Here is an 18,624-nt window from a genome sequence, read left to right on the forward strand (position 1 = left end):
TCAATAGCCTGCGCGGCAAAAGTTCCCACCGATCGACAGAAAGAGCGGCAAAGGGCCGCGATTGTAGCGGCCGATCAGGCCCGAAGCAGCAAAGCCACCGGAAATGCGGACAGCAAGTCGCTCACGTTTCGCGCGCCACCGTCGACGACACGATCGCTGAGCACGTCGCGGTACTGACCGTTCGGCAACATCAGCTGGGTGTCTTTCCAGTCGGCGGGCTGCGCCGGATCGGGCTGCAGCGCCGGCCATAGACGCGGAGCGAGCACGAGCAACTGCGCGGAGTCATGCTCGCGAACGTAGGCGACCAAGTGATCCGCACGTTCGCCCTGCGCGGCCAACGGCCGGTACGCGCCCGCGGAGAACAGCAGCGGCTTTCGCCTGCGCAAGTCCAGCACGCGCTGCACGAGGTGGAGCTTGGGCAAGCCGTCGGCCCACCGCTGCATGAGCGCAGCGGGATTCGATTCCTTGCGCACCTCCGCAAGCTGCTCGCGCAGTCTCGCGTAATCGACCGGCCGCCGATTGTCCGGATCGACCATCGACAGCTGCCAGCTTTCGGAGCCCTGATAGAGGTCGGGCACGCCGGGCATGGTCAGGCGCAGCAGCGTCTGCGACAGCGAGTTGAGTGCGCCGAGCGCGCCGACGCGCTGCATGAATTCGGCGAAGTCGAGCAGGAAGGCATTGGGCTTGCTCGCATCGAGCGCACCGCGAACGAAGCCGCGCACCGCGTCCTCGTAAGCGGCCACCTGATTGGTCCAGCTCGAGCGCTCCTTGCCTTCGCGCACGGCCTTGAGCATCGCCTCGATGACGCGCTCGGCGAGCGCCGCCGCGCCGCGCTCGTCATCGACGCGCAGGTCCATCGGCCAGGCGCCGACGAGCGTCTGGTAGAAGTAATACTGGTGATTGCGATCGGGTGCCGCTTCGCCTTCGTGTTCGCCGACCCAGCGCCGGTTCGCGCGTGTCCATGCCGACACTCGCCTGCCCCACTCGGCCGTCATGCCAGACAGCGCCGCGATGCGCATGCGCGCGTCCTCGCCGCGCTTGGTGTCGTGCGTGGTCGCGCCGAGCATGTCGGCCGGGAATTTCCGCAGCCGTTCCTCGTTCGCGCGATGAAACGCCGACACCGTGACCGCATAGCGCCGCGGATCACCACCGACTTCGTTGTGCGCGAGCAGCCGAAAGTGCCGATAGAAACTCGTGTCCTCAAGCCCCTTCGCCATCGCCGGACCGGACAGCTGCTGGAAGCGCTGGGCCGCGCGCAGGGCGAGCCCGGCGTCGTAGCCCGAATCAGGCGCGCAGAGCTCGCCCTTGAGCAGCTTGCTGAGGAAATCGAACACCGAGGTGTCGACCGCGCCGGCGGCTTTCTTCGCACGGCCGACCGCCCAGTCGATCACGCGCAGATCGGCCACGCTCGGCACGAGCCCGCGATCGAGGTAAGGCCGATAGACCGGAAAATGCGCGATCAGCGATTCGAGCGCGCGGCGGATGCCGGCGTAGGTGAAATCGCGCGAGTGCCAATCGCTCGCACTGAGCGTCTGCACCGCGTTGGCGAGCACGCCGACTTCGCTCGCGAGCGATTCCTGCAGGATCTGCAGCTTGCTGCGCACGAGCAGCGAATCGAAATCTTCGTCGCGCCCGGTGTAGCGCCGATACAGCAGCGACAGCGCGCGCTCGGATTGCGGATCGACGAACAATCCGCCGACGAGATTGAGCGTGTCGTAGCCCGTGGTGCCGGCGACCGGCCAGCTCTCGGGCAAGGATTCGTGCGGCGCGAGAATCTTCTCGATGACGATGTAGATCGGCGCATCGGGCTTGCCCGCGGCGGCCTGCAGGCGCTCGGCGTATTCGCCCGGATCGAGCAGGCCGTCGATGTGATCGATGCGCAGGCCCTGCACCTTGCCCTGCGCGACGAACTCGAACACGCGCTCGTGCATGCTCGCGAACAGCTCTTCGCGCTCGACGCGCAGGCCGGCGAGATCGTTGATGTCGAAGAAGCGGCGATAGTTGATTTCGTCCGCCGAGACGCGCCAGTACGCGGCGCGATAAGCCTGGCGATCGAGCAGTTCGCCGAGCGCTCGCCAGTCCTTCGAGAATTCGCCGAGCGTCGCCGTGATCGCAGCGGCGAGTTCCGCATCGGTACGCGCGGCCTCGGCGAGCCGCGACTTCAGGCCGCCAGCGGTGTCGATCAGGGACTGATCCGAGCCCTGATGCGTCGACAGCGCTTCGAGATCGCGCACCAGGCTCGCGAGCTCGCGAGCGCCCTCGCCCGAGTATCGCTTGAGCGAAGGCTCCAGCAGCGCCGCATAGTCGAGCGGTGAAACCGGCAGCCGCGTCTCGTAGTACCAGGCATCGATCTGCCCCGCCTGCGCATCGAGCTTGAGCGCGATCTCGCCGTGTTCGAGCACGATGCCGAACGGAGCGCCCAGCACGGGCAGCAGCACTTTTCCCTGCAGGTTCCGTCGCGAAGAATTCCAGTCGACATCGAACATCGCGGCCTTCGGCGAGCGTTGCCCCCATTCGAGCATTTCCATCCACGCGATATTGTCCGAACCGACGCCGACATGGTTCGGCACGAGGTCGAGGATGATGCCGAGGCCGAGCGACTGTGCTTTTACGCAGAGCCGATCGAAGCCCTCTTCGCCGCCGAGTTCCGGGTTGACGCGGTTGTGATCGATCACGTCGTAGCCGTGCGTCGAGCCCGGACGCGCGGCCATGATCGGCGACAGATACAGATGCGAGACGCCGAGGTCGGCGATGTAGGGCAACACTTCGATCGCATCGTCGAAGGTGAAATCCTTGTGCAGCTGCAGGCGATACGTCGCTCGCGGAAGTTGAGCAGGCTGCGGAGCTTTCACCCGACCGCTCCTTCCTGATCGAGCCTGTTGAACGCGACGTACCAGGGTGGCAACTCGCGGCCTTCGAGGCGGGCCGTCGCATACAGCGTGCGGCCGAGCACCGCGCCCTCCCCGTGCGTCCGCGCCTGGTCGCCGAGATTCGCGACGAGCTGCAGCACAGCGGCATCGGCGAAGCGCCACTGCACGTTCAGCACGCCGTTGTCGACACTCGCGCTGCCGACAGCACCGCCTTGCGCCAGCAGAGGAAGCACGTGCTCGCGACGCAGTGTCAGCAGCTCCCGATACAGCGCCAGCCAAGCCTTGGCCGAATGCCGCTGGAGCTTGCTCCAGTCGAGCACGGCACTTTCGAAAGTCGACTGCGCCAGCGGATCGGGAATGCGCTTGCGCGCCTCCTCGCTCTGGAACTCGGGAAACGACTTGAACTCCTCCGCACGCCCCTTGCGCACCGCATCGGCCAGGTCGCCCGTGAAGTCGCAAAAGAACGGGAACGGCTGCTCGCAGTTCCATTCCTGGCCCATCCAGAGCATCGGAATCTGCGGACCGAGCAACAGAATCGCGGTGGCGGCGCGGATCGCTTCGTCGGATGCGAAGTGGTGCAACCGCCAGCCGTAGGCATGGTTGCCGACCTGGTCATGGTTCTGGATGAACGAAACGAAAGCGGTCGGCGGAAGCGCCTTGCTCGGCTCGCCTCGCCGCGCACCGTCACGATGCTTCGAAACCTCGCCCTGGTAGGCGAAGCCCTCCGCGAGCACGCGCGCCACATGCTTGAGCGGCTCGTCGGCGTAATCGGCGTAGTAGCCGCTGGTATTGCCGGTCACCGCGACGCGCAGCACGTGGTGATAGTCATCGTTCCACTGCGCCGTGAACGGGCCTGGGCCCTGCTCGGCACCAGCGTAGCCGTAACCCAGCACGCTGCTGCGGTTCTGGTCGTTCTCGAGTACCAGATGCACGTGACGATCCGGAATCGCCTCGCGAATGCGCGTACCGAGCTCGGTCACGAAATCGGGCCGGCTGTCGTCCGCGATCGCATGCACGGCGTCGAAGCGCAGGCCGTCGAGGTGATATTCCTGCAGCCAGTACAAGGCGTTTTCGATGAAGAACGAGCGCACGATCTCGCTGTGCCGGTCATCGAAATTGATGCCCGCGCCCCATGGCGTCTTGTGCTTGTCGGTGAAGAAGGCGGGCGCGTAGGCGTGCAGGTAATTTCCGTCGGGGCCGAAGTGGTTGTAGACCACGTCGAGCATCACCAACAGCCCTTTGGCATGCGCCGCGTCGACGAGCCGCTTGAGCCCGTCCGGCCCGCCATAGCGTTCCTCGACCGCGTAGAGCAGCACGCCGTCGTAGCCCCAGTTCCAGCGGCCCGGACACTCGGCGACCGGCATGAGTTCGATCGCCGTGACACCCAGGGCCAGCAGATGATCGAAGTGCTCGATCACGCCATCGAAATCACCGCGCTTCGAAAAGCTGCCGACGTGCAGTTCGTAGAGCACTTGCTCGTGCCAAGGACGGCCTTTCCAGTTCGCGTCGCTCCATTCGAACGCGCGCGCATCGACGACTTCGCTGGGGCCTTCGAGACTCTGCGGCTGATAGCGCGCGGCCGGATCGGGCACCCGCAGATCGCCGATCTTGTAGCGATAGCGCGTACCGGCGCTCGCCTGGTCGGTGCGCAATTCGTGGAAACCGTCATCGCCGCGCCGCATCGGCAGCGTCGGGCCGTTCTCGATCGCGAGTTCCACCGTCTCGGCGCCCGGCGCCCACAGGCGGAATTCGACGCCGGCCTCGACGACCTCGGCTCCGAACGGCAGACGACGATGAGATTTCATGCGGCTTCCTTGCCTTTTCTGTTCTTGCGTTGCGCAACGGCTTCGTCTTCGACGATCTGGTCGTTGGCCGGCGGCTCGACGTTTTCGGTGATCGCCTCGGGCACCGCGGCGGCGAGCGGCTCCTTGCCGCGCAGCACCGGCATGCCGCGATTGATGAACAAGGCCATCGACCGGCCCTGGATGCGGAACGATTCGCCGCGCTCGTAGAACTGGCCTGGCTCGGCGAAGCCGCTGTCGAGCGCGGTGTCGAGCAGCTGTTCCCAGCGCAGTTCGACGTCGAGCGCAGGCATGCAGAAATCGATCGCCTCGTGATGCGCGTTCATCATCACGAGAAAGCTGTCGTCGATGTCGCGCTGGCCGCCCGTGGTGTAGTACTCGCCGGCCGCGCCGCCGAGCACCCAGCCGAAGCAGCGCGCCATGCCGTTGTTCCAATCTTCGGCGGTCTGTTCGCGACCATCGGGCGCGATCCAGGTGATGTCCTTGAGCCCATCGGCCGCCATCACCTTGCCGCGAAAGAACGAAGGCCGCGAGAACACGCGATGCTTTCGCCGCAGCGCGATCACGCCGGCGACGAATTCGCGCAGGCGCTCGTCCTCGGGCCGCAGGTTTTCCCACTGCGTCCACGACAGTTCGTTGTCCTGGCAGTAGGCATTGTTATTGCCTTTCTGCGTGCGCCCCATCTCGTCGCCCGCGAGCAGCATCGGCACGCCGAGCGACAGGATCAGCGTGGCGAGATGATTGCGCTTGAGCTGGTCACGCAGCGCGAGAATGGCGGCGTCGTCTGTGGGGCCTTCGACGCCGCAGTTCCACGATTCGTTGTGGTCGTGGCCGTCGCGATTGTCCTCGCCATTGGCCTCGTTGTGCTTCTCGTTGTAGGACACCAGATCCTGCAAGGTGAAGCCATCATGCGCGGTGACGAAGTTGATCGAAGCCCAGGGCCGTCGCCCGCTGTGATCGTAGATGTCCGAGCTGCCCGCGACGCGGTTGCCCATCTCGGCGAGCAGGCCGCCATCGCCTTTCCAGAACTTGCGCACGGTGTCGCGGAACGCCCCGTTCCACTCGGCCCAGCCCGGCGGAAAACCGCCGACCTGGTAGCCATAAGGACCGAGATCCCAGGGCTCGGCGATCATCTTCACGGTATTGAGCAGCGGGTCCTGGCGCACCGCGTCGAGAAACGCGCTGCCCGGATCGAAATTGCCGTGCTCGCGCGCGAGCGTCGAACAGAGGTCGAAGCGAAAGCCATCGACGTGCATTTCGCTGACCCAGTAGCGCAGCGAGTCCATGACCATCTGCAGCACGCGCGGATGATCCATGTTGAGCGTGTTGCCGGTGCCGGTCACGTCCCAGTAGTAGCGCCGGTCTTCGGCGAGCCGGTAGTAGCTCGCGTTGTCGATGCCACGCAACGACAAGGTCGGGCCCATGTGGTTGCCCTCGGCCGTGTGGTTGTAGACCACGTCGAGGATCACCTCGATGCCCGCGCCGTGAAAGCGCTTGACCATCGTCTTGAATTCTTCGATCAGCCCGCCCGACAGAAAGCGCGGATCGGGCGCGAAGAAGCCGATGCTGTTGTAGCCCCAGAAGTTGGTGAGCCCTTTCTGGGTCAGGTGCCGATCATTGAGAAAATGATGGATCGGCAACAGCTCCACGGCGGTCACGCCGGTACGCACGAAGTGATCGAGCACCGGCGGCGCGACGAGCCCCGCGAAGGTCCCGCGCCGTGCGGGCTCGACGCCCGGATGTCGCATGGTGAAGCCGCGCACATGGGTTTCCATGATCACGGTTTCTTCCCAGCGCGTGCGCGGACGCCGGTCCTCGCCCCAGGTGAACGAGGTGTCGATGACCCGGCATTTGGGCATGTAGCGCGCGTTGTCGCGGCGATCGAACGACAGGTCTTCCTTGGCGTTGCCGATGCGATAGCCGAAGTTCGCATCGCTCCAATTGATCTCGCCCGCGATCGATTTCGCGTACGGATCGAGCAGCAGTTTGTGCGGGTTGAAGCGATGGCCGTTGGCCGGATCGTAGGGGCCGTAGACGCGATAGCCGTACAGCACGCCCGGACGCGCATCGGGCAGATAGCCATGCCAGACCTGATCGCTGTACTCGGGAAGACGCACACGGGCCACTTCGTGCTGGCCCGTGGCGTCGAACAGACACAGATCGACCGCTTCGGCGTGCGCCGAAAACAATGCGAAGTTCACTCCCTCGCCGTCCCAGGTCGCTCCCAAAGGGTAAGAACGCCCGGGCCAAACCACAGTGCGGGACTTCGCAGTCGAATCCATTCGGTTTTTCCATGTCGAACACCGGCGGTGCTGCGCAAAGTGGCAGCAAGGAAAGTACCGGCGTGAACGCGGTCAACCTAAGACATTGGAACTGAACTCGAACTGTCCCGTGGTTTGGCCCGGACCTACGCGCACGCTCAGTGTTTCGCGCGTGTGTTCGGCAGCAGAACGGTCAGCAGGCCGATCAGCGGCAACAACGCGCAGACCTTGTAGACCGCCTCGATGCCGGCCGAATCGGCGAACTGCCCGAGCACCGCCGCGCCGAGCCCGCCCATGCCGAACGCGAAGCCGAAGAACAGGCCCGACACCATGCCGACTTTGCCGGGCATGAGTTCCTGCGCGTAGACGAGGATCGCCGAGAACGCCGAAGCCAGCACGAAGCCGATGATCACGGACAGCACGCCGGTCCAGAACAGATCCACGTACGGCAGCAGCAAGGTGAACGGCGCCGCACCGAGGATCGAGGCCCAGATCACCGTCTTGCGGCCGATGCGGTCACCGATCGGCCCGCCGAGCAGCGTACCTGCGGCCACCGCGGCCAGAAACGCGAACAGATGCATCTGCGCCGATTGCACGCCGAGGCCGAACTTCTCGATCAGGTAGAACGTGAAGTAGCTCATGATGCTCGCCATGTAGAAGTACTTCGAAAACACCAGCACCAGCAGCACGCCGATCGCGAGCATCACTTTTGCGCGCGGCAGCTCGCTTTGTACGACTGCGCGCGGCTTGCCGATCGCCGCACGATTCCGCGCCGCGTACCAGCTGCCGATCTGCCAGAGCACCGCCATCGCGAGCAGCGCGGCGACGGAGAACCAGGCCACCGAATGCTGCCCCTGCGGAATGATGATCCAGGCCGCGAGCAAGGGGCCCGCCGCGCTGCCCGCATTGCCGCCGACCTGGAACAGCGACTGCGCCAGGCCGTGGCGGCCGCCCGAAGCCATGCGCGCGATGCGCGAGGATTCCGGGTGGAAGATCGACGAACCCGTTCCGACCAGCGCCGAGGCGATCAGCAGCATCGGAAAATTCGGCGCATATGCGAGCAGCACGAGCCCCGACAGCGTGAAGCCCATGCCGACGGTCAGCGAACGCGGCTGCGGGTGGCGATCGGTATAGAGCCCAATCAGCGGCTGCAGCAGCGAAGCGGTGAACTGATAGGTCAGCGTGATCAGGCCGATCTGCGCGAAGCTCAGCGAGAACGAGGACTTGAGCAGCGGGTAGATCGCCAGGATCAGCGACTGGATCATGTCGTTGAGGAAATGCGAAAAGCTCAGCGCCCCGATCACGCGATAGCCGGTGGTCTCAGGTGATGGCGCTGCGCCCGGAGCCGCGACGGCGGCGGAGCTGGTGGGAGTCATGAACGAAATCCTTGAGTTTGCGTACGGCTGCGACGACAGCCGGCGCGCATCCTAAAGGCGCCGATCGCGTCCGTCCTGCGAGAATTGGGCTTCAACCCCATAGAATCGGACATGACATCCGAAATCGAACCCGCCGCCCGCTATATCCATTTCGACCGCACAGCGCTGCCCGTCGTCGTCATGGCCGCCGACTACAGCTCCGGCCACCGCACCCACCGGCACCGCCATCCGAACGCGCAGCTGCTTCATGCGGTCAGCGGCGTGATGGTGGTGAACACCGATTCGGGCCGCTGGGTCGTTCCGCCGACACGCGGCATGTGGATGCCGGCCGACACCGAGCATTGGGTGCGCATGGTCGGTGAAGTCCACATGCGCACGGCCTTCGTACGCCCGGACGCGGCGCCCGACCTGCCGACGCGCTGTGCCGTGCTCGGCATCTCGCCACTGCTGCGCGAACTGATCCTCGCCGCGCTCGACATTGCGCTGCCCTACCAGGCCGACAGTCGCGACGGCCGGCTCATGCGGCTGATGCTCGACGAACTGCGCACGCTGCAGGCGCTGCCGCTGCATCTGCCGCAGCCAAGCGATCCGCTGCTAAAGGTCGTCTGCCACACGCTGCGCGAAACGCCCGACGATGCGACCGGTGCCGCAGCCTGGAGCCACCGCCTGGGCATCGATCCGCGCACCCTGCATCGCCGTTTCGTCAAGGCCACGGGCCTGAGCTTCGCGCAATGGCGACAGCAGGCACGGCTGCTCGAAGCGCTCGAACGGCTCGCGAGCGGCGAGCGCGTGCTCGACGTCGCGCTGGCGCTCGGCTATTCGAGCCCGACCGCGTTCGCGACGATGTTCAAGCGGCAGTTCGGATTGACGCCGAGCGCGTTCTTCGACGCCTGATCCGAGAGTGGCTCAGTTGTCGAGCCCGACCGACAGCAGGCGCGCGGTTTCCGCAACGAGCGGGATGATGCGGCTGTACGCCATGCGCGTCGGCCCGATCACGCCGAGCACGCCGGCGATGCGCCCGTCGACGAGATACGGCGCGGTGACGACGCTGACTTCGTCGAGCACCCGGTAGCCCGATTCCTCGCCGATGAAAATCTGCACGCCTTCGGCCGACAGGCACTGGTCGAACAGCTGCAGCAGATCGCGCTTGCGATCGAGCGCATCGAACAGTCCGCGCAGGCGCTGCACATCGGACATGTCCTGCTGAAAACCGAGCAGGTTGCTGCCGCCGGCGAGCACGAAATCGCCGCCGGGCGCTTCATCGCGAAACGCCTGTTCGGCCATCGTCGCCGCGTCGCGCAACAGCTGGTTCACGTGCGCCTGGGTGTCGTTGGCGTCCTGCCAGAGCGCCGTGCGCAGGCTCACGAGATCACGGCCGGCGAAGCGCTCGTTGAGCACGTTGGCGAAGCGCTCGAGCTCGTCCGCACCGTAGGGGCGATCGGTATTGATGACGCGGTTCTGCACTTCGCTGTGGTTGACGACCAGGATCACGAGCACGCGCCGGTCCGACAGCGGCAGGAACTGGATGCGCCGCAAGGTCGCCATGTTGCGGCGCGGCGTGGTCACCACGCCGGCCATGCGCGAGAGCCTGGACAGCAGCGCGGACGCGGCCTGCACCATGTCCTGCGGCGAGCGATCGCGCGGCAGCAGATCGTCGGCGATGCGCTGGCGATCGGCGTCGGACAGCGGCTCGGGCGCGAGCAGCGCGTCGACGAAGTAGCGGTAGCCGCGCGTGGTCGGCACGCGACCGGCCGAGGTGTGCGGCGAGACCACGAGCCCGAGCTCGTCGAGGTCGGCCATCACGTTGCGGATGGTGGCCGGCGACAGGTTCAGGCTCGCGGCGCGCGAGAGCGTGCGCGAACCGACCGGCTGGCCGTCCTGGATGTAGCGCTCGACCAGCAGTTTGAGCAGGTCAGCCGCTCGCTGTTCGAGAGGGTGGGACATGATGAATTCGGGAGCCGCCGCAAAAGTGCCTGCTCGACGCTAGGGGCTCGCAAAATCCGTGTCAAGACAGGGCGCTGCGATCACCGGACGGTCGCCGCGTCGGCGCCCGGTCGGGCTTCACCGGTCGGCCACCACCTTCGTGTATCGTGTCGCGATCTCGGCTTATCGCTTCTCCATGAAACCATTCCGGACCGTCGGCGTGATCGGCAAGCGGCGCGAACCGCATCGGCCGACGCTTGCGAAGCTCTGCAGCGCGCTGGAATCGCTCGGCTGCGAGGTGCTCGTCGCGCACAACGACGAGCTGCTCGACCTGCCGGCCGGCCGTCGTGTCGATGCGGACGAGCTCGCGAACAGGGCCGAACTCGCGATCGTCGTCGGCGGCGACGGCACCCTGCTCGGCGCCGGGCGCTATCTCGCGCCGGCCGGCGTTCCGCTGCTCGGCGTCAATCAGGGCCGGCTCGGCTTTCTGGTCGACATCGCGCCCGACGAAATGGCCGAATCGCTCGCAGCCGTCATCGGCGGCCGCTACGAGCTCGAGGAGCGGCTGATCCTGAGCGCCCGCCTCACGCGCGACGGCAAGGCCCTCGACACCGTCTACACCGCGGTCAACGACGTGGTGCTGCGCAACCAGGCCTCGATCCGCATGATCGAGTTCGAGAGCTGGATGGGCGAGCAATTCATCAGCCTGCACCGGGCCGACGGCATGATCGTCTGCGCGCCGACCGGCTCGACGGCCTACGCACTGTCGGGCGGCGGACCATTGCTGCATCCGAGCCTGCAGGCGATGGCGCTGGTGCCGATCTGCCCGCACACCTTGTCGGATCGTCCGATCGTGATCGGCGGCGACCAGAGCGTGAAACTCGTCGTGCGCGGAGACGACACGCAGGCCACCGTCACCTTCGACGGCCAGATCAGCGAAAGCCTGGAACCCGGCGATTCGGTGCTGATCGAGCGCAGCGAAAAGCCGCTCAGGCTCATCCATCCGACCGGCTCCAGCTACTTTGCGATCCTGCGCAGCAAACTGCGCTGGGGACGCGGCCAGGAAAGCATCGCGGAGCGCTAAGCTTTTTCTATGCTGCTAAGCCTTTCCATCAAGAACCTCGCGATCATCGACGCGCTCGAACTCGACTTCGGCGCCGGCTTCACCGTGCTCACAGGCGAAACCGGCGCGGGCAAATCCATCCTGATCGACGCCATCGGCCTGGCCATCGGCACGCGCGGCGAAGCCTCGCTCGTGCGCGCCGGACAGGAGCGCGCCGAGATCGGCGCCGAATTCTCGCTGCGCGACGCCCCGCTCGCGCGCGAATGGCTCAAGGAACAGGAGCTCGTCGACGCCGACCAGCCCGAGGTCTGCACATTGCGTCGCGTCGTCTACGCCGAGGGCCGCACGCGCGCCTTCGTCAACAACTCGCCGGTATCGGCGAGCGCCTTGCGCGAACTCGGCGAATCGCTGATCGAAGTGTTCGGCCAGAACCAGAGCCAGACCCTGGTTCGCGCCGACGTGCAGCGCGACCTGCTCGACGGCTTCGGCGCTTACGACAAGGACCTCGAGCAGACCGCGGCGCTCGCGCGCGAGTGGCAGCAGCTCGCGCGGCAGATCGAAAAGCTCGGCAACGCGAGCGCACGCGACCCGGCGCAGCTCGAATTCCTGCGCTACCAGGCGCGCGAGCTCGAAGCGCTGAATCTCGGCGACGGCGAACTCGAGCGCCTCGACGCCGATCATCGCCGGCTCGCCAACGCGGGCCGCCTGCTCGAAGACGGCAATCGCGCGCTCGAAGCGCTTTACGGCGGCGAAAACTGCGCCGACGATCAGCTCTCGAGCGCAGCGCAGCTGCTGGCCGGCATGACCGGCGTCGACGCCGAATTCGCCGACATCGAAGCGCAGGTCAGCGGCGTGCAGGCGCAGCTGCGCGAGGCCACGCATACGCTGCAGCGCCTGCTCGACCGGCTCGATCTCGACCCCGAAGCGCTCGTCGAACTCGAACGTCGCCTGTCCGACATTCACGACCTCGCACGCAAGCACCGCACGCGCGCCGAAGCGCTGCCCGCGCGCCTGGCCGAGCTGCGTGCGGAGCTCGAAGAAGCCGAGAACGCGGCCGGTGGCGCCGAGCGCCTGCGCGCACAGCAGGCGGAAGTCGAAACGCGCTATCGCAGCGCAGCCGCGAGACTCAGCAAGAAGCGCGAGAAGGCGGCGAAGGATTTCGCCGACAAGGTCACGCAGGCCGTGCGCAAGCTCGGCATGCCGAATTCGCAGTTCGTCGTCGCGGTCGAGCCGGCCGAAAACGCCGCGCCCTCGCCGCACGGCGTCGATGCGATCCGCTTCGATTTCTCGGCCAACCCGGGCCAGCCGCCGAGGCCGATGGCCAAGGTCGCATCGGGCGGCGAGCTGTCGCGGCTTTCGCTCGCGATCCAGGTGGTCTGCCGCTCGGCCAATGGCGCGGCGACGATGATCTTCGACGAAGTCGACGCCGGCATCGGCGGCGGCGTCGCCGAGATCGTCGGCCAGCAGCTGCGCGCGCTCGGTGGCTCGCGCCAGGTGCTTTGCGTGACGCATCTGGCCCAGGTCGCGGCCCAGGGCACGCGACACTTCGGCATCTTCAAGGAGATTCGCGGCGGCATGACGTATACGCGTCTGCGTCCGCTCGACGACGAGGATCGCATCGGCGAACTCGCCAGGATGATGGGCGGCGTGGAGATCACCGCCTCGACGCAGGCGCACGCCCGCGAACTGCTGCAACGCGCCGCGACCTGAAGCGAGTGCGCGGCGGGCTCGCACGCCCGCGGCGATGACCAGAAATCAATCGTCGTGCTGGGAAGCGGATGAACCCGCGCTGCGCGGACGCAGCTTGCTGGCCGGCGTTTCGCCGCGCTGACAGGCTTCGCATTCGCCGTAGATGATCAGGCTGTGCTCGGTCATGCGGAAGCCATGATCCTTGGCGAGCTGGCGCTGGCGCTTCTCGATGGTCTCGTCGTGGAATTCTTCGACACGACCGCAGCTGAAGCAGACCAGGTGATCGTGGTGGCTGCCGCGCTCGAGCTCGAACACCGCGTGGCCGCCCTCGAAGTGATGGCGCGTGACGAGGCCGGCCGATTCGAACTGCGTGAGCACGCGGTACACCGTGGCCAGGCCGATGTCTTCGCCGCCGTCCATGAGCTGGCGATAGATGTCTTCGGCCGAAAGGTGGCGGGTAGAGCTGTGCTCGAGCATTTCGAGAATCTTGAGGCGGGGCAAGGTGACCTTGAGGCCCACGCTGCGCAGGTCGGATGATTCCACGGCAACTCCTGATTTGGGCGCACCGACGGCTGGGCTCCCTGCCCGACCCCGACCCACCGGTTTGAACGATTCGCTATTATCGCAGTCTTCACATGGCAAACAACGAGCCAAACTTTTTCATGCGCCTTCTGCTGCTGGCCGTTCTGGCCCTTTCGCTCTCCGCCTGCCAGATCCTCTATCGCCTGCCGACGCGCCAGGGCAACGTGATCGACCAGCGCGACCTCAACAAGCTGCAGATCGGCATGACGCGAGAGCAGGTCAAGTTCGTCATGGGCACGCCGGTGGCGGCCAATCCGTTCCGTGACGAGCGCTGGGATTATTTCGGTTACTACAAATCTCCGCGCGGCCAGTCCACCTCGCGCACGGTGAGCCTGTACTTCACCGACGACAAGCTGTCGCGCATGGAAGGCGCCCAGCAGGCCAGCGCCGACGACCTGTCGGCGCCGGACATGCAGGCGATCCAGACCGACTTCAAGAAAGAAGCGAACGATGCCCGCGCCGCTCCTCCGCCGCCGAGCGATCAGCAGTCACCGATCCCGGGCGGCACGCCCTGAGCCGGTCCGGGCCCGGCATCCGCTAGCGCCGGCGCGAATCCCGCCTGGCCCGGGTGCGCCGGGCATCCTTGGGGTCGTGGACCAGCGCCCGGTAGATCTCGATCCGGTCGCCGTCACGCAAGCCGTCCTGCAGCCCGCATAACCGGCCGAAGATGCCGACACTCGAGGCCTGCACGTCGATCTCCGGAAACTCCGCCGTGAACCCCGATGCCTCGATCGCCTCGCCGACGGTCGCGTGGTCGGCCAGTCGCAGCCGCATGCGCCAGATCCGGTCAGGCAGGGCGTAGCAGACTTCCACGGCGATCATCGGTCGATCAGCGCGGGTAGCGCTGCTCCGCGCGCAGGCGGAACGCATCGATCACCCCGCTGACCGCCCGATCGACCCATGGCGCCAGCGTCGCCTCGACGAGCCGGTTGGCGAAATCCACGCTCAGCGACAACGAGACCTTGCAGGCCTGTTCGGCCAGCGGCGTGAAGGTCCAGACACCCGAAAGATTCCGGAACGGCCCTTCGAGCAGGCGCATTTCGATGCACTGGCCGTCGAGCATGCGGTTCTCGGTCGCGAAGCTGTCGGACAGTCCCTTCACCTTGAAGCTCACGCGCCCGCGAACCCAGCGCTCGCCCTCGCGCTGCTCGTCCTGTTCGATCTCGGCCGAGGTGCAGCCCGGCAGAAACTGCGGATACGAGGCCACGTCGGCGACGAGCGCGTAGAGCTCGGCGGCCGAAAACGGCATCAGGGCGGAACGGTCGAGCTTGCGCATCGGCAGCGGTCAACTCCAGAGCTGCTCGAACCAGTCGAGCAGCCCCACGGCGTACAGGATGATCACGAGCAGGGCGATCCGCGTGGGATAGCGCAGCAGGAAGGTGCCGGCGCGCATCCACAAGGTCTCCTGTGGCCCGGCGATCGCATCGGCGAGTTCGCGCGGCAGGTTGGCGACGACGAAGCACATCAGGATCGCGAACACCGGGGCGATCAGCGTGGTGCTCAGCAACTGCATCCACTCGAAGAAGTTCTGCCCGAGCAGGCGCATGTCGGCGAGCACGTTGAACGACAGCAGCGAGCCCAGGCCGAGATACCAGACCAGCATGGCCGCGGCCACGGCGGCGAACACGCGCGTGAGCCGCAGGCGCTGCATGAGGAAATGCGCGAGCGGCTCGAGCAGCGCGGCGGCCGACAGCAGGGTCACGATGAACAGCGCGAGGTAGAACGGCGTGCCGATCGCGATGCCGATCCAGCCCGCCGGCAGCGCCTGCGGAAAGGTCTGGAACAGCATCTGCAGGCCGGGCGCCGGCGCGACGCCGGCTTCCATCACGAAGCATAGCAGCACGAAGCCCGAGAGCAGGCTGAACAGCGTGTCGAGCAACACCACGACCAGGCCGAGCTTGCCGAGCGTCTGGTTGACCGGCAGATACGAGCCCAGCGTGAGCATGGCCCCGAAGCCGAGCGCGAGCGTGAAAAACGCCTGCTGCAGCGCCTCGACCGCTCCGCGCCAGCCGAAGCGAGAGAAATCGCCCGCGAACAGGTAGTCCGAGGCCGCCTGAGGATCGCCGTAGCGGAACGCGACCGCACCGACGAGCAGCATCACGCCGAACGCGGTCGGCACGAAGTAGCGCGCCGCGCGCTCCATGCCCTCGCGAAAACCCTGCGCCACGATCACGCAGGTACTGACCATGAACAGCGTGTGCCAGGCCAGCGAGCGCTCGGCGTCCTGGGCCAGGTCGAGGAAACGCTGGGTTGCGGCGGCCGCATCGCCGACCAGGCTGCCGGCCGCGGCACGGAAGGTGTACGCGAGGCTCCAGCCGGCCACCACGCTGTAGTACGACAGCACCATCGCCGCACCGAGCAGGGCGATGCCGCCGAGCCAGCGCCAGCGCGCGCTGCTGCCGGCGAGCTGGGCCAGACGGCCGAATCCGGCGGAACCCTCGTCGCGCATCCAGCGGCCGAGCGCCCATTCGGAGACCAGGATCGGCAGGCCGACGATCAGCAGCGCGACGACGTAAGCCGCCAGAAACACCCAGCCACCGTACTGGCCCATCAGATACGGCAGGCGCGCAATATTGCCGATTCCCATGCAGGCGCCCGCGGCCACCCAGACGAAGGCGCGCGCGGAACTCCAGTAACCGTAGCTGCTTTCGCGGATGTTCACTCGGATAGTTTAGCGTTTTGAACCACTTGCCACGGCCGCACCGGTTCTGGCCCCTATAATGGAACCATGAGCAAGAAGAAAGACGAGAAGGACGCCGACCGCATCATCGCCCTCAATCGGCGAGCCCGGCACGACTACTTCATCGAAGACACCTATGAAGCCGGCCTGATGCTGATGGGCTGGGAAGTGAAGAGCCTGCGCGACGGACGAGGCAATATCGCCGAAGCCTACGTGGTCATCAAGAAGGGCGAAGCCTGGCTGATCGGGGCGCAGTTCTCGCCGCTGCTGTCGGCCTCGACCCACGTCAATCCGGAGCCGACGCGCACGCGCAAGCTGCTGCTCAACGCCAAGGAGCTCGCGACCTTGATCGGCAAGGTCGAGCGTGCCGGCTACACGCTGGTGCCGCTCGACCTGCACTGGACCCGCGGCCGCGCCAAGCTGCAGGTCGGCCTCGCCAAGGGCAAGAAGCAGCACGACAAGCGCGCCGACATCAAGGAGCGCGACTGGAACCGCCAGAAAGACCGGATCATGCGCAGCCGCTGATCGCTTGATCGAGCGCTCAAGGAGGAGCCCGAAGAGGTGGTCTTCGAACGGCGCGCAACGAGCTTTATCACCACAACGCCGGAAATCAGCTGAGGCAGAACTAGCCGGACGGGGGTTCAATTCCCCCGCCTCTAGTCGGCAATCTTCGGCAATTCATCGGCGATTTACGGGTTCGTGGTAGTCTTGCCTCTCTCTACGGGGGCGACATGGCTTCGACGGCGGTCGCGAAACCCAAGGGGCATGCCGAGCTGCAGGTCTGCTCGTTAAACGGTCTGCAAAAAAGCTAGTTGCGAACGACGCTAACTACGCCCTCGCCGCCTAAACTCCGGTGAGCGTTCGACCCAGCAGTGTCGGTACTCTGGACTCGGACGTCGACTCTTACCGAATAAGGCTGAAGCCCGCCCTTGGCCGATGCTCGAAAACCTCAAGGGGATAAGCCGTAGCGATCCGTGCCTGTTCGGGAGCTGCGGACCAAAACCAAAGACTAGGCTACGCATGTAGAACCGAGGGCGGAGGATCGTCGGACGGGGGTTCAATTCCCCCCGCCTCCACCAATACTATGACCCCTTTGATTTCAAAGGGGTTTTTAGTTTTCGGGTTACAGCTCGGGGTTACATGTCAATCAGGCAGCCGCTGGGGTCTGGAGTGGATCATGGCAATATTCCGGAAGCCATACAGGATCGTCAGAACACCTAGGTATCAGAAGATATGGCGATTCCTAATCCAAACTTTGTTCTTCATTGTTTGGCTACCAGCTATGACTCTGCTGCTATTCAGCCTGTCGAGCCTGGACTCCCAGCTTTCTGCTAGTTACCTGCTGGTCTTATTTGGCGGATACGTCGGCTTCACCAGCCTGCTTTTCAATCGAGCACGCGCCTACGAAGACGGTCCCCTACGCAGGCGCACTCTTGTGGCTGCCGAGATAGCGCTGCGGGGAACCGTTCTGTTCCTATGGTCAGCTCTGGTCACTGCGGCTTGGTTTCTTTTTCTGCTTTCACTTGGGTATCAGCAGGAACACCCGAATTGGCAGGCGAAGTCGCTCGGGGACGTGGTTTCCTTCCGCTTGGCGCCGATTGCACTCGCCTTCTTCTCAATCGTCGGAATACAGACGAGCTTCCAAACGCTGCATCACTCAGTGCAGGTTCTTTCAAGGCGATACTTCGGAGCTGCATCTCTCTTGGATGTATACAGCCCGACACTGGCTAAACAGAAACACATCAGTCGAAGAAAACCGCAGTAGTTAAAAAAACCAAGGCTCCCAAGAGGAGCCCTAAGTAATTTGCAGAAGATGACGATCGCGGGGTCAGATCGAGCGGCTACGCGCGAGCTTTTCGTAGACCTTCCGGCGGAACGCCGGGTCGTCTCTGTACTCCGGCTTCTTCATATCTGCTGTCACTTGCGCCATAGATTCGTATGAATCGCCGGCCGATCCTGCGTTCCCATAGCCGACAATGGTTCGCTCAGCCGGAGAGCCTTCGTAATCTTCCCCGTCAAGGCGACAACTCATAAGCAGAGCTTTCTGGCATCGTAACTGCCAGGAGGCAACATGAAGAAGTCGCGTTTTACCGAAACCCAGATCATCGCGATCTTGAAGCAGGCGGACGCCGGCATGCTGGTGAAGGACATCTGTCGCAAGGCCGGGATCAGCGAGCCGACGTATTACAGCTGGAAGTCGAAGTACGGCGGCATGGAAGCCTCCGATCTGAAGCGGACCAAGGAGCTGGAGGCCGAGCTGTCGCAGCTCAAGCGGATGTACGCCGACCTGGCGCTTGAGAACCCCCCCGCGTCAGAATAGTTGTCGTCCCGATAGACTTCTTCCTCGGGGGCGAAAGGACTCAATGACGTGGCTCGAT

Annotated in this window: 15 protein-coding genes, 1 other RNA gene and 1 pseudogene; 8 read left to right on the forward strand and 9 right to left on the reverse strand. The window is 65.2% G+C overall.

The features are described from left to right. Nucleotides 1-74: 74 nt before the first annotated feature. From treY to AC3WUM_RS17295, 4 genes are all read right to left on the reverse strand, one after another. The gene (treY, locus tag AC3WUM_RS17280; RefSeq protein WP_492411691.1) at nt 75-2,852 is read right to left on the reverse strand and encodes a malto-oligosyltrehalose synthase; all 2,778 of its coding nucleotides are present in this window, start codon (nt 2,850-2,852) and stop codon (nt 75-77) included. Beyond that, complete coding sequence (gene treZ, locus AC3WUM_RS17285; protein ID WP_492411693.1) at nt 2,849-4,675, reverse strand: malto-oligosyltrehalose trehalohydrolase; 1,827 nt, start codon at nt 4,673-4,675, stop codon at nt 2,849-2,851. Before treZ ends, treY begins: the two co-directional genes overlap by 4 nt. Next, nucleotides 4,672-6,954 carry a glycogen debranching protein GlgX gene (glgX, locus tag AC3WUM_RS17290; protein ID WP_492411695.1) on the reverse strand — a complete coding sequence of 761 codons (2,283 nt, stop codon included), beginning with the start codon at nt 6,952-6,954 and terminating at the stop codon, nt 4,672-4,674. The genes treZ and glgX overlap by 4 nt, the downstream gene beginning before the upstream one ends. Nucleotides 6,955-7,091: 137 nt before the next feature. Further along, the gene (locus AC3WUM_RS17295; RefSeq protein WP_492411696.1) at nt 7,092-8,309 is read right to left on the reverse strand and encodes an MFS transporter; all 1,218 of its coding nucleotides are present in this window, start codon (nt 8,307-8,309) and stop codon (nt 7,092-7,094) included. Nucleotides 8,310-8,420: 111 nt separating this feature from the next. On the opposite strand from AC3WUM_RS17295, the gene AC3WUM_RS17300 reads away from it, so the two are divergent. Next, nucleotides 8,421-9,203, forward strand: a complete 783-nt coding sequence (locus AC3WUM_RS17300) for an AraC family transcriptional regulator (protein ID WP_492411698.1) — start codon at nt 8,421-8,423, stop codon at nt 9,201-9,203. A 12-nt stretch (nt 9,204-9,215) separates the two neighbouring features. Here AC3WUM_RS17300 and hrcA read toward each other — a convergent pair whose 3' ends face one another. Then, nucleotides 9,216-10,253 carry a heat-inducible transcriptional repressor HrcA gene (gene hrcA, locus AC3WUM_RS17305; protein WP_492411700.1) on the reverse strand — a complete coding sequence of 346 codons (1,038 nt, stop codon included), beginning with the start codon at nt 10,251-10,253 and terminating at the stop codon, nt 9,216-9,218. Nucleotides 10,254-10,428: 175 nt separating this feature from the next. On the opposite strand from hrcA, the gene AC3WUM_RS17310 reads away from it, so the two are divergent. Beyond that, a complete protein-coding gene (locus tag AC3WUM_RS17310) occupies nt 10,429-11,316 on the forward strand; it encodes an NAD(+)/NADH kinase (RefSeq protein WP_492411701.1) in 888 nt (295 codons plus the stop codon). A gap of 9 nt (nt 11,317-11,325) precedes the next feature. After that, nucleotides 11,326-13,005 (forward strand): DNA repair protein RecN, encoded by a 1,680-nt coding sequence (recN, locus tag AC3WUM_RS17315; protein WP_492411702.1) that lies wholly within the window; start codon nt 11,326-11,328, stop codon nt 13,003-13,005. A 45-nt stretch (nt 13,006-13,050) separates the two neighbouring features. Here the strand turns inward: recN and fur are convergent, their stop codons facing one another. After that, a complete protein-coding gene (fur, locus tag AC3WUM_RS17320; protein WP_492411703.1) occupies nt 13,051-13,527 on the reverse strand; it encodes a ferric iron uptake transcriptional regulator in 477 nt (158 codons plus the stop codon). 119 nt (nt 13,528-13,646) lie between these two features. Here fur and AC3WUM_RS17325 point away from each other — a divergent pair, with 119 nt between their 5' ends. Beyond that, nucleotides 13,647-14,081 (forward strand): outer membrane protein assembly factor BamE, encoded by a 435-nt coding sequence (locus AC3WUM_RS17325; RefSeq protein WP_492411705.1) that lies wholly within the window; start codon nt 13,647-13,649, stop codon nt 14,079-14,081. 22 nt (nt 14,082-14,103) lie between these two features. Here the strand turns inward: AC3WUM_RS17325 and AC3WUM_RS17330 are convergent, their stop codons facing one another. From AC3WUM_RS17330 to AC3WUM_RS17340, 3 genes are read right to left on the reverse strand one after another with little or no spacing between them, the layout of a single operon-like run. Beyond that, nucleotides 14,104-14,388 carry an RnfH family protein gene (locus tag AC3WUM_RS17330; protein WP_492411706.1) on the reverse strand — a complete coding sequence of 95 codons (285 nt, stop codon included), beginning with the start codon at nt 14,386-14,388 and terminating at the stop codon, nt 14,104-14,106. 7 nt (nt 14,389-14,395) lie between these two features. Further along, entirely contained in the window at nt 14,396-14,842 is a 447-nt protein-coding gene (locus tag AC3WUM_RS17335) for a type II toxin-antitoxin system RatA family toxin (RefSeq protein WP_492411708.1), read from the reverse strand. A 9-nt stretch (nt 14,843-14,851) separates the two neighbouring features. Next, entirely contained in the window at nt 14,852-16,228 is a 1,377-nt protein-coding gene (locus tag AC3WUM_RS17340; protein WP_492411710.1) for a sodium-dependent transporter, read from the reverse strand. Between the two features lie 66 nt (nt 16,229-16,294). Here AC3WUM_RS17340 and smpB point away from each other — a divergent pair, with 66 nt between their 5' ends. The 4 genes and pseudogenes from smpB to AC3WUM_RS17360 all read left to right on the forward strand — a co-directional run. Then, entirely contained in the window at nt 16,295-16,771 is a 477-nt protein-coding gene (gene smpB, locus AC3WUM_RS17345; RefSeq protein WP_492411712.1) for an SsrA-binding protein SmpB, read from the forward strand. Nucleotides 16,772-16,968: 197 nt separating this feature from the next. Continuing rightward, nucleotides 16,969-17,325, forward strand: a transfer-messenger RNA (tmRNA) gene (ssrA, locus tag AC3WUM_RS17350). A gap of 203 nt (nt 17,326-17,528) precedes the next feature. Further along, the gene (locus AC3WUM_RS17355; protein ID WP_492411713.1) at nt 17,529-18,011 is read left to right on the forward strand and encodes a hypothetical protein; all 483 of its coding nucleotides are present in this window, start codon (nt 17,529-17,531) and stop codon (nt 18,009-18,011) included. A gap of 306 nt (nt 18,012-18,317) precedes the next feature. Beyond that, a pseudogene (locus AC3WUM_RS17360) lies at nt 18,318-18,548 on the forward strand (transposase); the annotation flags it as partial. Between the last annotated feature and the right edge of the window lie 76 nt (nt 18,549-18,624).

This window comes from Hydrocarboniphaga sp. FW305-C-57 (assembly GCF_058783045.1).

Coding starts and splice junctions, on each gene's coding strand:
- AC3WUM_RS17330 (WP_492411706.1), bottom strand. CDS start 14,388: ATGATCGCCGTGGAAGTCTGCTACGCCCTGCCTGACCGGATCTGGCGC.
- hrcA (WP_492411700.1), bottom strand. CDS start 10,253: ATGTCCCACCCTCTCGAACAGCGAGCGGCTGACCTGCTCAAACTGCTG.
- AC3WUM_RS17300 (WP_492411698.1), top strand. CDS start 8,421: ATGACATCCGAAATCGAACCCGCCGCCCGCTATATCCATTTCGACCGC.
- AC3WUM_RS17310 (WP_492411701.1), top strand. CDS start 10,429: ATGAAACCATTCCGGACCGTCGGCGTGATCGGCAAGCGGCGCGAACCG.
- AC3WUM_RS17355 (WP_492411713.1), top strand. CDS start 17,529: ATGACTCTGCTGCTATTCAGCCTGTCGAGCCTGGACTCCCAGCTTTCT.
- smpB (WP_492411712.1), top strand. CDS start 16,295: ATGAGCAAGAAGAAAGACGAGAAGGACGCCGACCGCATCATCGCCCTC.
- glgX (WP_492411695.1), bottom strand. CDS start 6,954: ATGGATTCGACTGCGAAGTCCCGCACTGTGGTTTGGCCCGGGCGTTCT.
- AC3WUM_RS17335 (WP_492411708.1), bottom strand. CDS start 14,842: ATGCGCAAGCTCGACCGTTCCGCCCTGATGCCGTTTTCGGCCGCCGAG.
- AC3WUM_RS17295 (WP_492411696.1), bottom strand. CDS start 8,309: ATGACTCCCACCAGCTCCGCCGCCGTCGCGGCTCCGGGCGCAGCGCCA.
- recN (WP_492411702.1), top strand. CDS start 11,326: ATGCTGCTAAGCCTTTCCATCAAGAACCTCGCGATCATCGACGCGCTC.
- treZ (WP_492411693.1), bottom strand. CDS start 4,675: ATGAAATCTCATCGTCGTCTGCCGTTCGGAGCCGAGGTCGTCGAGGCC.
- AC3WUM_RS17325 (WP_492411705.1), top strand. CDS start 13,647: ATGCGCCTTCTGCTGCTGGCCGTTCTGGCCCTTTCGCTCTCCGCCTGC.